Source organism: Gordonia paraffinivorans NBRC 108238 (assembly GCF_000344155.1).
Taxonomy (GTDB): Bacteria; Actinomycetota; Actinomycetes; order Mycobacteriales; family Mycobacteriaceae; genus Gordonia; species Gordonia paraffinivorans.
On record NZ_BAOQ01000044.1, the window covers coordinates 23,929 to 36,501 of the forward strand.

Annotated in this window: 14 protein-coding genes; 7 read left to right on the top strand and 7 right to left on the bottom strand. The window is 69.6% G+C overall.

The genetic code is table 11. The annotated features are described in order from the left end of the window. Window positions 1-64: 64 nt before the first annotated feature. Window positions 65-559 (bottom strand): DUF5709 domain-containing protein, encoded by a 495-nt coding sequence (locus tag GP2_RS18585; RefSeq protein ID WP_040527459.1) that lies wholly within the window; start codon window positions 557-559, stop codon window positions 65-67. A 143-nt stretch (window positions 560-702) separates the two neighbouring features. Between GP2_RS18585 and GP2_RS18590 the strand changes: the two genes are divergently transcribed. Beyond that, entirely contained in the window at window positions 703-1,272 is a 570-nt protein-coding gene (locus GP2_RS18590; RefSeq protein ID WP_040527460.1) for a hypothetical protein, read from the top strand. Between the two features lie 81 nt (window positions 1,273-1,353). Here GP2_RS18590 and GP2_RS18595 read toward each other — a convergent pair whose 3' ends face one another. Then, window positions 1,354-1,776, bottom strand: coding sequence for a DoxX family protein (locus GP2_RS18595; RefSeq protein ID WP_006902130.1), 423 nt, complete (start codon window positions 1,774-1,776; stop codon window positions 1,354-1,356). Between the two features lie 193 nt (window positions 1,777-1,969). Here GP2_RS18595 and GP2_RS18600 point away from each other — a divergent pair, with 193 nt between their 5' ends. Continuing rightward, entirely contained in the window at window positions 1,970-3,346 is a 1,377-nt protein-coding gene (locus GP2_RS18600) for a M1 family metallopeptidase (protein ID WP_040527454.1), read from the top strand. Continuing rightward, window positions 3,343-4,647, top strand: a complete 1,305-nt coding sequence (locus GP2_RS18605; protein ID WP_006902132.1) for a hypothetical protein — start codon at window positions 3,343-3,345, stop codon at window positions 4,645-4,647. The genes GP2_RS18600 and GP2_RS18605 overlap by 4 nt, the downstream gene beginning before the upstream one ends. A gap of 49 nt (window positions 4,648-4,696) precedes the next feature. Here the strand turns inward: GP2_RS18605 and GP2_RS18610 are convergent, their stop codons facing one another. Then, on the bottom strand, window positions 4,697-5,545 hold the full coding sequence (locus tag GP2_RS18610; protein WP_040527455.1) for a glycosyltransferase family 2 protein: 849 nt from the start codon (window positions 5,543-5,545) through the stop codon (window positions 4,697-4,699). A 70-nt stretch (window positions 5,546-5,615) separates the two neighbouring features. On the opposite strand from GP2_RS18610, the gene ppgS reads away from it, so the two are divergent. Both ppgS and GP2_RS18620 read left to right on the top strand, forming a co-directional pair. Beyond that, window positions 5,616-6,317 (top strand): polyprenyl-phospho-N-acetylgalactosaminyl synthase PpgS, encoded by a 702-nt coding sequence (ppgS, locus tag GP2_RS18615; RefSeq protein WP_006902134.1) that lies wholly within the window; start codon window positions 5,616-5,618, stop codon window positions 6,315-6,317. A 7-nt stretch (window positions 6,318-6,324) separates the two neighbouring features. Further along, on the top strand, window positions 6,325-6,672 hold the full coding sequence (locus tag GP2_RS18620) for a DUF2304 domain-containing protein (RefSeq protein WP_006902135.1): 348 nt from the start codon (window positions 6,325-6,327) through the stop codon (window positions 6,670-6,672). Window positions 6,673-6,684: 12 nt separating this feature from the next. Here the strand turns inward: GP2_RS18620 and GP2_RS18625 are convergent, their stop codons facing one another. Together GP2_RS18625 and rfbA are read right to left on the bottom strand one after the other, a co-directional pair. Then, entirely contained in the window at window positions 6,685-7,305 is a 621-nt protein-coding gene (locus GP2_RS18625) for a dTDP-4-dehydrorhamnose 3,5-epimerase family protein (protein WP_006902136.1), read from the bottom strand. A 53-nt stretch (window positions 7,306-7,358) separates the two neighbouring features. After that, window positions 7,359-8,234 carry a glucose-1-phosphate thymidylyltransferase RfbA gene (gene rfbA / locus GP2_RS18630; protein ID WP_006902139.1) on the bottom strand — a complete coding sequence of 292 codons (876 nt, stop codon included), beginning with the start codon at window positions 8,232-8,234 and terminating at the stop codon, window positions 7,359-7,361. Window positions 8,235-8,346: 112 nt separating this feature from the next. Between rfbA and rfbB the strand changes: the two genes are divergently transcribed. Together rfbB and galE are read left to right on the top strand one after the other, a co-directional pair. Continuing rightward, window positions 8,347-9,351 carry a dTDP-glucose 4,6-dehydratase gene (gene rfbB, locus GP2_RS18635; RefSeq protein ID WP_006902140.1) on the top strand — a complete coding sequence of 335 codons (1,005 nt, stop codon included), beginning with the start codon at window positions 8,347-8,349 and terminating at the stop codon, window positions 9,349-9,351. A 41-nt stretch (window positions 9,352-9,392) separates the two neighbouring features. Beyond that, window positions 9,393-10,424: a UDP-glucose 4-epimerase GalE gene (gene galE / locus GP2_RS18640; RefSeq protein WP_006902141.1), complete on the top strand. Its 1,032-nt coding sequence runs from the start codon at window positions 9,393-9,395 to the stop codon at window positions 10,422-10,424. A gap of 28 nt (window positions 10,425-10,452) precedes the next feature. On the opposite strand, the gene GP2_RS18645 is transcribed toward galE, so the two are convergent. After that, complete coding sequence (locus GP2_RS18645; protein ID WP_006902142.1) at window positions 10,453-11,286, bottom strand: MBL fold metallo-hydrolase; 834 nt, start codon at window positions 11,284-11,286, stop codon at window positions 10,453-10,455. 103 nt (window positions 11,287-11,389) lie between these two features. Beyond that, window positions 11,390-12,442: an alpha/beta fold hydrolase gene (locus tag GP2_RS18650; RefSeq protein ID WP_006902143.1), complete on the bottom strand. Its 1,053-nt coding sequence runs from the start codon at window positions 12,440-12,442 to the stop codon at window positions 11,390-11,392. Between the last annotated feature and the right edge of the window lie 131 nt (window positions 12,443-12,573).

The window sequence follows — 12,573 nt, forward strand, 5'->3', positions numbered from 1 at the left end:
TCCTGTCAACGATGATCCCCCGCGCAACCGACCGTCGGCGTCCCCGGACGGCCGGGTGGGAGCGCTACTCCTCGTCGTCGATGTAGTGCACGGCCGCCTCCTCCGCGGAGGCGCCGGCGCCGTCGATGCCCGCGTCGTCGGCGATCGCCTCGGACTCGGTGTCGATGCCCGAGCCGAGGTCGGGCGCGATGAGCCGGCCGGCACGCCGGACGCCGACCTCGTCGTCGGTGGCGAACTCCTCGTCGTAGTCGGAATCGTGCGCGCGCCAATCTGTTCGGGCACGCTCCTCGGCGGTGATCTCGTCCAGCGGATCGGCCGCGCCGACGTCGGGTTCCTCCTCGGAGAGACGTTCGTCGAGCGTCTCCCCCTCACGCTGTTCGCGGGCGGTCAGCCCGCGGGTCGCGCCCTTGGGCGGGTAGTCCGGCGGCGAGTACCCCTCGTCGAGCACGTCGTCTATGCCGCGATCGATCAGCGTGTCCTCGGGTTGGAGCTGATCGTCCTCGTCGAGGCTGTACTCGCCGTCGGTGCCTTCCGGGGTGCTGCCGATGTCGTCTTTCATGCATGTCACGATGCCAGCCTCCACCGGCGTGTGCCAGAGGCCCGACGACCCGATCCGGCGCAAGGATGCGACATGACCACCGGGTTGTCCCAGTTCGGTCAAATCGCACGTGAGGGCCGGTCCGGTGGACGACAATGCGAAAGATGATCGAGGAACTACAGGCCGAGGCCGACGCCCTCTACGCGGCGGGCGAATACGATCACGCGCTCGCGTCGTACTCCGTGCTCCGCGAGGTCCGGGCACGGCGCGAGGGCCCCTACTCGATCAGGTACCTCTCCAACCTCCACGACTGCGTCCGCTGCATGTCGCACCTGAACCTGTGGCTCGACGCCAACTACCTGTGCAGCGAGCTGCACAGCAAGTACGTGCGCACCCACGGTCGCGGCGAGGCCGACACCGTCGACGTGGCCAAGCACTGGGCGTGGGCGCTCGTGCACCTCGAGGACTATCCGCCCGCGGTCCGGCTGTACCTGCTGACCGCCGACGCCGTCTGGGACGACGACCCCGCACAGGCGCACCGACTCCTCGGCGCGGCCGTCGCGCACCGCCACGGCCTCGACCCGGTGGAGATCATCTCGCCGGGACTGATCGACGGCGTGGGACTGCGCCACGCCGACGAGGAGCGCGAGCTGATCACGCGGCTCGTCGACGAACTCGGCGACACCGAGGAGGCGAGCGCCGCCGCGACCATCGACGGCCTCGCCCTGGTCTGACGACACACCCACCCTTCGTGGACAGAACCACCCGCTGTTCGGCTGGTGATTCTGTCCACAACTGGTGGGTTTGCGCGGGGGTCAGACCACGTCGGTGCGTCGGCGTCGGCGGACCAGATAGCTGTCCGCCGCGACACGGCCGTTGGAGGTGAACCCGACCGCGAGCAGGCCGGCGATCAGTGCGAGCGGCCACTCGTACCCGCCGTCGAGGTTCCAGAACCCCGCGTCGGCGTGCACGAACACGATCGCGCCGATCATGTCCGCGATGAGGAGGACCGCGACGAGCGGCAGCAGCAGGCCGATGATCAGCATGATGCCGCCGATCAGCTCGACCCAGGTGGCGTAGTAGGCGGCGAACTCCGGGAACGGCACGTCCATCCCCGCCGGGCCGAATGCCGCCTTGGTCGCGTCCATGCCGTTGGTGACGAGCTTCTGCCAACCGTGCGCGATGAAGATGATGCCCAGTATCAGTCGCGCGAGAAATTGCGCCAGACTTCCGATCATGCCGTTCTCCCCGCATCGTCGGGCAGGCGGCGGATCCCCGCCGCCGGGTACTCTCTCAGTGTCTGCGACGACACCTTCTCGCCGCGGGTGATACGCCGAAATCAAGACATCGCCGCCCAACCGACACCGCCTCGTGACCCTTCACGATCCAGGTGGGGCCGATGCCATCTGGCAGAACGGAGTGGAGTCGAGAGTGCCGCGCAAATCTGGCCCGGGGTCACGCGGCAACGCCCGTGGGCCAGTGCTGGGAGCACCGTCCGACGTGCTGGACCCCTACCTCCCCGACAACGGCAACCTGGGTTACCGGATCTCGCGCTACGAACTCGAACTCGAGTACAAGGTGTCCAGCAACCGCCTCGACGGCACGGCGGTGCTGACCGCGACCTCGCTGGGTGAGCTGACGCGCTTCGGCCTCGATCTCGCGAGTTCCCTGTCGGTGCAGCGCGTGTCGGTCAACGACAAGCGCGCCCGCTACTCCCATCGCCGCAACAAGCTGACCGTCACGCCCGAGACGCCGATCCCGCCCGGGGGCGCGATGACGATCACCGTGCGCTACCACGGCAGCCCCCGGCCGATCCGCGGCCCGTGGGGCGAGGTCGGCTGGGAGGAGCTGACCGACGGTTCGCTGTGCGCCAACCAGCCGAACGGCGCGGCGTCGTGGTTCCCGTGCGACGACCACCCGATCGCCAAAGCGCCCTACCGCATCTCGATCACCACCGACAGCCCGTACCACGCCCTCGCCAACGGGGTCCTGGAGTCGCGGCGGGTCCGGGCCGCGCGGACCACCTGGGTGTACGAGCAGGTCGAGCCGATGCCGACCTACCTGGCGTCGATCCAGATCGGCCAGTACAAGCAGGTCCCGCTGGCCTCCGAGCCCTTTCCCGTGACCGGTCTCATCCCGCCGCGGCTCGAGGAGAACTTCGGCGTCGACTTCGGCCGGCAGACGGAGATGATCTCGGCGTTCGTCGACATGTTCGGGCCGTATCCGTTCCCGCAGTACACCGTGGTGGTGACCGACGACGATCTCGAGATCCCCATCGAGGCGCAGTCCTTCTCCACCTTCGGCGCCAATCACTGCGACGGCAGCCGCGACGCCGAGCGGCTCATCGCCCATGAGCTCGCCCACCAGTGGTTCGGCAACTCGGTGACCGCGTCGCGCTGGCGCGACATCTGGCTGCACGAGGGATTCGCGTGCTACGCGGAATGGCTGTGGAGCGAGCGGTCCGGCGACCGCAGCGCCGACGAGTGGGGACGCCACTACTACGAGAAGCTCGCCGCCCACCCGGTGCGCGTGCCGCTCGCCGACCCCACGCCGCGCAAGATGTTCGACGACTGGGTGTACAAGCGCGGCGCGCTCACCCTGCACGCGCTGCGACTGACCGTCGGGGACGACGGCTTCTTCGCGCTCCTGCGCCGCTGGACCGAGAAGTACCGGTACGGCTCGGTGACCACCGAGGACTTCATGGCGCTGGCGGCGAACTTCTCGTCGCAACCGCTCAAGGACCTGTGGGACGCCTGGCTCTTCACCCCGGAACTGCCCCCGTTCCCGGTGGGCCGCGCCGACCGATGACGAGCGATCCGACGGCGTCGACGCCCGACCCGCGCGGTTCCGCGCCGCCCCCGCGGGACGCCGGCACGCGCTCGCTGGGCCGGGTGACGATCGCGACCCTGATCGCGGCGGCGTCGGGCTATCTCGTCCTGCTGCTCGCCGCCCGGCATCTCGGGGCGGTCGGTTACGGCGTGTTCGCCGTGTTCTGGGCGGCCTACGGCCTGGTCACCGGCGCCCAGAACGGCCAGCTGCAGGAGACCACCCGGGCGGTTCGCGCGGCCGCCGACGCTCCGAGCCGTTCGCATCCGGTGCTGGTGAACGCCGGGATCGGGGTCGGGTTGGCCGTGCTCGTGGCCGCCTCCTCGCCCCTGTGGGGCGGTCAGGTGTTCAGCTCCGAGCGCGGGCTGTCGGTCGTCCTGCTGGCCGTCGGCGTGGCGAGCTTCGCGGTCTACGCGCATCTGTGCGGCGCATTGTCGGGGATGTTGAGCTGGTCGTCCTTCGCCCTGCTGCTGTCGGTGGACGCGCTGATCCGTCTCGCCGGGGCGGTCGTCGCGGTGGCCGCCGGCTGGGGCACCACCGCGTTCCTGGTCATCACGGTCATCGGCTCGGTGTCGTGGTGCGTCCTGCTGCTGGTCTCACCGGCGGCGCGCGCCGCCCTCGGCGTCGGCGGAGACGTCCCGGCCGGCCGTCTCACCGCGAACACCCTGACCGCGATGGCCGCCGCGGCGGCCAGTGCCGTCCTCGTCATGGGTTTCCCGGTCCTGATCAACCTCACCGCCAACCTGCGCGGCGCACCCGATGCGGACGAGGCCCGGGTGATCGGTGCGCTCATCCTCGCCGTGACCCTGACCCGCGCACCGCTGCTGGTGCCGCTCAACAGCTTCCAGGGCGTGCTGATCTCCCGGTTCGTCGACCGGCGCCACCGGCCGTTCGCCGCGCTGGCCGCGCCGCTGGGCGTGGTCGGGATCATCGGCGGCCTCGGCATGGTGGCCGCCTGGATGGTGGGTCCGTGGTTGCTGCGGACCGTGTTCGGCGCCGACTTCGATCTCGACGGCCTCGTCGTCGCCCTGCTCACCGGCGGCGCCACCGGCCTCGCGCTGCTGACCGTCACCGGCGCGGCGGCCATCGCCGCAGGCGCCCACCGCTGGTATGCGGCGGGCTGGTGGGTGGCGACGATCGTCGCGGTCGCGATGCTGCTGCTCCCGGCCGGCGTGGAGGTGCGGACCTGCGTCGCCCTGATCCTCGGACCGGTCGCGGGACTCGGCGTGCACCTGCTCGGAGTGCTCCGGCGCGGCCCGGGTCCACGCGCGACACCCGTGTGACCACACGGCAGCCCGGGCATCCCTGCGCACCCGGACCTGCGAATCGCGGTCAGCGACGACGCGCGAGGGACCCGATCGACGCGCCCACCCGCGCCTGCAGGTGGTTCAGCCTCGACGTGGCGTGCAGGCGCGCCGCACGCGCGGCCCGCGGCCAGCCACGCTCGGCGAACCGCCTCGCCTCCTCTGCGAAGAAGCGGTTCTCCTCGTCGAAGCGCCGGCCGTCGACCGCCTGCACCGAACTCACCGACGCCGAGTGCCTGCGGTAGGAGAACACCACCTCGGGGTCGTAGACGAGCGACCCGCCGGCCGCGGCCAGGTCGACCAGCAGCGCGAGGTCCAGAACGATCTCCAGGCCGGGCCGGAACCCCACCTTGCGGACCGCGGCGGTCCGCCACAGCAACGACGGGAAGTAGGTCCAGTTGCCGTGGAAGAGCCCCGTCACGAATCGCTCGCCGGACAGCTCGGTCGCGAAGGACGGCGCCAGGACGTTCTTGATCCGGTCGCCCAGCGGGCGCACCGGCCGGCCGTTCTCGTCGATCACGTCGACGCCCGGCTGGATCACCGATGCCTTCGGGTGATGCCGGGCCAGCGTGCGGACGGTCCGGAGGTAGTCGGGGTGCATCACGTCGTCGCAGCCCATCACCACGAACCAGTCGGCCGTGACCAGGTCGACGCAGCGTCGGAAGTTGCCGTTGACACCCAGGTTCGACTCGTTGCGCAGGTACTGCACGCGGGCGTCGCCGAGGCCCGTCAGCCACTCGCGCGGGGCCGGGTCCGGGTAGCAGTCGTCGACCACGACCAGCCGCAGGTCGGGATCGGTCTGGTCGAGGACGCTGCTCACGGCCAGCCGGAACTGCGCGACGTCGCCGTAGAAGGGCATCATCACGTCGATCGGCACCCGACAAGACTAGACCGTCGGCCACCGGCGGCTGACAGGCCCGCGACCGGCCACGTTAGGGTTGTTGACCATGGCCGACCCCAGCACCAACACCGACGTGTGGCTGGTGGTGCCCGTCTACAACGAGGGCCAGGTGATCCGCGAGGTCGTGACCTCCGCCCGCGAGACCTTCCCCAACATCGTCTGCGTGGACGACGGCTCGTCGGACAACTCGGCCGACGAGATCCGCGCCGCCGGGGTCCACCTGGTGCGCCACCCGGTCAACCTCGGTCAGGGTGCGGCGATCCAGACCGGCGTCGAATACGCGCGCCGGCAGCCCGGGGCCCGCTACTTCGTCACCTTCGACGCCGACGGCCAGCATCAGGTCGACGACGTCTCGGCGATGATCGCCCGCCTGCGCACCGAGCCGGTCGACATCATCGTGGGCACCCGCTTCGCCGAGGGCCGCAGCGAATCGGTGCCGTGGCTGCGCCGGATGGCGTTGCGCACCATCGTCTTCCTGAGCCCGCGGACGCGCCGGCTCGGGCTCTCCGACGCCCACAACGGCCTGCGGGCGTTCAACAAGAAGGTCGCCGACGATCTCGACCTGCTGATGAGCGGCATGAGCCACGCGTCGGAGTTCATCGCGCTCATCGACCACCACGGGTGGCGGGTCGCCGAGCAACCGGTCACGATCCTCTACACCGACTACTCGCGGGCGAAAGGACAGTCGTTGATCAACGGGGTCAACATCGTCGCCGACGGCCTGTTCCACACCCGGATGAGGAAGTGAGGGCACGATGATCTGGTTCCAGATCCTCGCGATCATCGGGCTTCTCGCGCTCGTCGGATTCTTCGTCGTCAACCGCGGCACCGCGAGGTCGTCTGCGGGCGTGAAGATCCTGTTCGTCGCGTTCATCTGCTTCGGCGTGTACGCGATGCTGCGCCAGGACGACGTCACCTGGGTCGCCAACAAGCTCGGCATCCAGCGCGGACTCGACCTCGTCCTGTTCCTCCTGGTGATCGCGTTCGCGTTCACCACGGTGTCGACGTATCTGCGCTTCCGCGACCTCGAGGTCAAGTACGCCCGCCTCGCCCGCGCCATCGCGCTGCAGAATGCCGAGAAGCCCGAGGACCACGACTCCTGATCGGCCGGAACGCTATTCTTCGGCCAGGCCCCGCAGGAACGCGGCCACGTCGCCGTGCTGCGGCAGCAGTCCCGATTCCCGCGCCTCCGACAGGCCCGGCGCGGCGGTGTCCTTCGGCGACAGCTCGTAGGTGAGCGGGCGGCCGTCGCGGCCCTGCGTCGGCCACTCGATGCCGAGTTCCGGGTCGAGCGGATTGATGCCGTGCTCGCCGGACGGGTTGTAGCCGGTCGAGCAGAGGTAGGTGACGGTCGAGCCGTCGGCGAGGGAGCAGAACGCGTGACCGAGCCCCTCGGACAGGTACACCGCGCGGCGGTCGACGTCGTCGAGCAGGACCGTGTCGTACTGCCCGAAGGTCGGTGATCCGACGCGGATGTCGACGATGACGTCGAGGATCGCCCCCGACGGGCACGTCACGTACTTGGCCTGGCCGGGCGGCACGTCGGCGAAGTGCACGCCGCGCAACACCCCGGCCGCCGACACCGACAGGTTCACCTGCGCGAGGTCGAGCCGATGGCCGATCACCTCCGACAGGAGGTCGCCCTTGAAGACCTCGGCGAACAGCCCGCGCGCGTCACCGTGCTGGACCGGGGTGAACTCCCACGCGCCGTCGATCGAGAGCGGTCGGACCTTCATGGATGTGCCTTTCGCGTCTGGGGAACTGTCGGGAGGGCCGTTGCCGGGATCGGTCAGAACTGCTTGCCGCGTTCGAGGAGCTCGAGCAGGTAGGCGCCGTACCCGGACTTGGTGAGTCCCTCTGCGCGGGAACGCAGTTCGTCGTCGGTGAGAAATCCACGGCGCCAGGCGATCTCCTCCGGGCACGCGATCTTGAGTCCCTGGCGCTGTTCGACGGTGCGCACGAAGTTGCCGGCGTCGAGCAGCGAGTCGAAGGTGCCGGTGTCGAGCCAGGCGGTGCCGCGCGGGAGCACGGTCACCGAGAGCTTCCCGCGTTCGAGGTAGTGGGCGTTGATGTCGGTGATCTCGTACTCGCCGCGCGCGCTGGGCTTCAGTTCGCGGGCGATCTCGACGACCTCGTTGTCGTAGAAGTACAGGCCGGGCACCGCGAAGTTCGACTTCGGTTGCGCCGGCTTCTCCTCCAGCGAGATCGCGGTGCCGTGCTCGTCGAACTCTACGACGCCGTAGGCCTCCGGGTTGGACACCCAGTAGGCGAACACCGCTCCGCCGTCGACGTTCTCGAATCCCTGCAGTCGGCTGCCGAGGCCCGGGCCGTAGAAGATGTTGTCGCCGAGGACCAGCGCCACCGAGTCGTCGCCGATGTGGTCGGCGCCGAGGGTGAACGCCTGGGCGAGGCCGTCGGGCGAGGGCTGGGTCTTGTAGGCGAGGCTGATGCCGAACTGCTCGCCGTCGCCGAGGAGCCCCTGGAAGGCCGGGGCGTCGTGCGGGGTGGTGATGACCAGGATGTCGCGGATGCCGGCGAGCATCAGCGTCGACAGCGGGTAGTAGATCATCGGCTTGTCGTAGACCGGCACCAGCTGCTTGCTCACGCCCTGGGTGATCGGATGCAGCCTGGACCCGGTGCCGCCGGCAAGAATGATCCCTCGCATGCCGCTCAGCCTAGTGCCCGGGCGCCGTCGCCCGTCGGACCTGCGTCGACCGGCGGCATCGGCGGCCCTCGGTAGAGTGACGACCACCGATCCCCGAGGCGGAAGGAACGTCGTGCGTGTTCTCGTGACCGGTGGTGCCGGGTTCATCGGGGCCAACTTCGTGCTGCGCACGCTGGCCACCCGACCCGAGGTGACGATCCGGGTGCTGGACAAACTCACCTACGCCGCCAACCCGGAGACCCTCGCCCCGGTCGCCGACCGGGTGGAGCTCGTCGAGGGCGACGTGGCCGACGCCGCGCTGGTCGACCGGCTCGTCGGCGACACCGACCTGGTGGTGCACTTCGCCGCCGAATCCCACAACGACAACTCGCTCGCGGACCCGTCGGTGTTCGTGCACACCAACCTGGTCGGCACCTACACCCTGCTCGAGGCAGTCCGGGCGCATCGCGTGCGCTACCACCACATCAGCACCGACGAGGTCTACGGCGACCTCGACCTCGACGACCCGGCCCGGTTCACCGAGACGACCGCCTACAACCCCTCGAGCCCCTACAGCTCGACCAAGGCGGGCAGCGACCTGCTCGTGCGCGCCTGGGTGCGTTCCTTCGGCGTGGCGGCGACGATCTCGAACTGCTCGAACAACTACGGCCCGTGCCAGCACGTCGAGAAGTTCATCCCCCGCCAGATCACCAACGTGCTCTCCGGCGTGCGGCCCAAGCTGTACGGCGACGGCCGCAACGTGCGCGACTGGATCCACGTCGACGACCACAACGACGCGGTGTGGACCATCATCGACAAGGGCCGGATCGGCGAGACGTATCTGATCGGCGCCGACGGCGAGGTCGACAACCGCACCGTGGTCGAGACCATCCTCGAACTGCTGGGGCAGCCGAAGGACGCCTTCGACTTCGTGACCGACCGCCCCGGCCACGACCGCCGCTATGCCATCGACTCCACCCGCCTGCGCACCGAGCTCGGATGGCGGCCCGAGTACGTCGACTTCCGCGCCGGCCTGGCCGCCACCATCGACTGGTACCGCGCCAACGCCGACTGGTGGCGGCCCGCCAAGGACGCCGTCGAGGCGAGGTACGCCGCCACGGAGAAGATCACCCGCTGACCTCGTGGCGTTCTCCCCGCGACGCCGCCTACGGTGTTGTCATGCGCGTACTCGTCAGCGGCGGCGCGGGCTACATCGGCTCGCACACCGTGGTCCAACTGGTCTCGGCCGGGCATGACGTCGTCATCGTCGACGACTTCAGCAATGCGAAGCCCAGCGTCGTGGGGCGTCTGGAGGCCCTGACCGGGCGGTCCATCCCAGTGCATGCCTTCGACCTCGCCGATGTCGACAAGACCGAGCGGTTCTTCGCCACCGAGCAGGTCGACGCGGTCATCCACTTCGCCGGGTTCAAGGCGGTCGGCGAGTCGGTCGCCAAGCCGCTGGACTACTACCAGAACAACCTCGGCACCACCTTCTCGCTGCTGCGCGCCATGGAACGGCACGGCGTGTACACGCTGGTGTTCTCCTCGTCGGCGACCGTCTACGGCGCCGACCCGGAGCTCCCCATGACCGAGGACCTGCCGACCTCGGCGACCAACCCCTACGGGTGGACCAAGGTCATGATCGAACAGATCCTGCGTGACGTCGCGGCGAGTTCGGAGCGCTGGCGCATCGCGGCGCTGCGCTACTTCAACCCCGTCGGCGCGCATCCGAGCGGGCAGATCGGCGAGGACCCGTCCGGCATCCCCAACAACCTGATGCCGTTCGTCGCGCAGGTCGCGGTGGGCCGTCGCGAGAAGCTCTCGGTATACGGCGACGACTACGACACCCCGGACGGCACCGGAGTGCGCGACTACATCCACGTCGACGACCTCGCCGCCGGCCACGTCGCCGCGCTCGACCGGATCAGCACCGGCGACACCGGCATGTCGACCTGGAATCTCGGTACGGGCAAAGGTGTTTCGGTCCTCGAGGTGGTTCGCGCCTTCGAGAAGGCGAGCGGGCGGAAGATCCCCTATGAGATCGCCCCGCGCCGGCCCGGCGACATCGCCGCGTCCTATGCCGACCCGAGCCGCGCGAATGCCGACCTGGATTGGCACGCCACCAAGACCATCGACGACATGTGCGCCGACACGTGGCGCTGGCAGTCGCTGAACCCGAACGGATACCCCGACGAGGAGACCGCCGACTGAGATCCGCCGAACCTCCGGACGAGCCGGCTCACCACGCGTCCGGGTCGTCGGGATCGGTGATCTCGTCTGTCGCCCAGCCGATGTAGCGGCGCGCCGAGGTCTCGATGACCTGCTTGGCGTCCCTCTCGACCACCACCCCGAACGCGTCGTAGAGACGGTCGAAGCCGAGAGCGGAGACCCGGCCGACGATCTGGCGCACCAGTCGCGGGGACAGCGGGAGCATGTTCGGGTAGCTGCGCATGAAGGTGACCATCCCCGGCTGCAGCACGCCCTTGATGGTGTCGCCGGACAGGATCGCGCCCCGGCCGCCGGCGGCCCTCGGCAGATGCAGCACGGAACTGCCGGGAAAGTGGCCGCCGCACCGGACGACCCGTATCCCGTCGACGATCTCGGTCTCGCCGGACCAGAACTCGACGACCAGGTCGGGCCGGGTCAGCCAGCGCCGGTCGAGAGCGTTGTAGAAGACCGGCACCCGTCCGAACCTGCGACTGAGCGACACCCCGGCGCCGAGCAGGTGCGGGTGGCTCGCGGCGACGGCCACGATGCCGCCGCGCCGTTCGATCTCGTCGACCAGGGCGGGGCCGACGAATCCCGGCGGTTCCCACAGGATGTTGCCCGCGGGGGTCTCGACGAGGAAGCCCTGCTGGCCGATGCCGACGCGCGGTTCCAGCGACAGCCGGATCAGGCCCGGCTCGACCTCGGTCGCAGCGAGCGTGTTGTCCGCCCGGTCGTCGAGCCGGAACCAGGCAGGGCCGTCGGACGGAATCCACTGCCGGTCGTCGTCGCAGATCGGGCAGATCTCCGGCGGCGAGTCCGCCGGCGGGAACTCGTTGGCACAGAACGCACACATCCAGGGCCGCATGGCCTGATGTCTACCCCACGGCGTTCGACGACATGCCGCCTTTGGTGATCGGCGATGGCAGGTCCCATCCCGGCCGCCGGCCAGGGTCGGCGACGGGCGCGTCTCAGCTCGCCGCGCCGGTCAGCGGGGTCCGGTCGAATGTCCCGCTCGTCGCCGTGTACATCACGCGGTGGAGCTCGGCGTTGAAGTCGTCGACCGCCTCCACGTTCGACGCGTGCCCGGTGTCGAGCACGACCAGCTCCTCGAGGTAGCCGCGCACCGACAGGGCGTGGGCGATGCGCTGGGTCATCGCATGCGGCAGGAGCAGGTCGTGCCGGCCGCCGATGACCGTCGTCGGCACGGTGATGGACTCGACGCCGACCGGCCCGAGGGCCAGCTGGGTCAGCGCGACCGCGGTCTTCGCGCGGGCGGCCGGGTTGCACGAGCGCGACATCGCCAGGACGAACGCGGCGTGATCGGCCGTGGCCGCACGGCGGTTGAGGATGCGCGACCGGACCAGGTTCTCGGCGATGCGGCCGCCCGGCAGCGGGACCGGCACCGACAACGCCGCCTGGATCGGGCGCAGCGGGGCCTTGAGCGGCGCGTTGAGGAACGGCAGGACGCGGGTCTCCTCGGCGATGCCGCCCCACGTCGTGTTGGCCAGGACGAGCGCCGTGGCGCGCTCCTCGACCCGATCGCGGTGGCGGTGCGCCCAGGCCTGGACGGTGATGCCGCCCATGCTGTGGCCGACGAAGACGGCCGGGGTGCCGAAGGGAACGGCCTGCTCGACGACGGCCTGCAGGTCGTCGGCGAGGACGTCGGAGTCGAACTTGCGGGTGCCCCAGGTGCTGTCGCCGTGGCCGCGCTGGTCGTAGGCGATCACGTGGTAGTTCTCGGCGAACGCGTTGATCTGCGGGTTCCAGTACTCGATGCAGCACGACCACCCGTGGATGAGCAGCAGCACCGGCGCGTCCTCCGGGCCGTAGTGATGCACGCGCAGCCGGGCACCGTCGTCGGTGACGGCCCAGGACTCCCGCTCCGGCGGACGCGAGTTGTACAGCGGGTTCTCCCACTGACGAGTGCGGAGCCGGCGCCGGGCCTCGGCGGGCCGGACGATCCCCGGTAGCCGTGACCTGGTCACATTCAGCAGCGAAGCACCGCTCCCACCTGCACTCATCGCGTCCTCCTGGCGCCATTGTCTTGATGCCACATTCGCTGTCGCTGTGCTCCATGTCACATCGACCGTTTGATGATACAAACCGCGAATAAGCGTTCCTGTGTTTTGTCGAAAGTCGGCATGGTCGCTGC

Coding starts and splice junctions, on each gene's coding strand:
- GP2_RS18585 (WP_040527459.1), bottom strand. CDS start 559: ATGAAAGACGACATCGGCAGCACCCCGGAAGGCACCGACGGCGAGTAC.
- GP2_RS18590 (WP_040527460.1), top strand. CDS start 703: ATGATCGAGGAACTACAGGCCGAGGCCGACGCCCTCTACGCGGCGGGC.
- GP2_RS18595 (WP_006902130.1), bottom strand. CDS start 1,776: ATGATCGGAAGTCTGGCGCAATTTCTCGCGCGACTGATACTGGGCATC.
- GP2_RS18605 (WP_006902132.1), top strand. CDS start 3,343: ATGACGAGCGATCCGACGGCGTCGACGCCCGACCCGCGCGGTTCCGCG.
- ppgS (WP_006902134.1), top strand. CDS start 5,616: ATGGCCGACCCCAGCACCAACACCGACGTGTGGCTGGTGGTGCCCGTC.
- GP2_RS18620 (WP_006902135.1), top strand. CDS start 6,325: ATGATCTGGTTCCAGATCCTCGCGATCATCGGGCTTCTCGCGCTCGTC.
- GP2_RS18625 (WP_006902136.1), bottom strand. CDS start 7,305: ATGAAGGTCCGACCGCTCTCGATCGACGGCGCGTGGGAGTTCACCCCG.
- rfbA (WP_006902139.1), bottom strand. CDS start 8,234: ATGCGAGGGATCATTCTTGCCGGCGGCACCGGGTCCAGGCTGCATCCG.
- galE (WP_006902141.1), top strand. CDS start 9,393: ATGCGCGTACTCGTCAGCGGCGGCGCGGGCTACATCGGCTCGCACACC.
- GP2_RS18645 (WP_006902142.1), bottom strand. CDS start 11,286: ATGCGGCCCTGGATGTGTGCGTTCTGTGCCAACGAGTTCCCGCCGGCG.
- GP2_RS18650 (WP_006902143.1), bottom strand. CDS start 12,442: ATGAGTGCAGGTGGGAGCGGTGCTTCGCTGCTGAATGTGACCAGGTCA.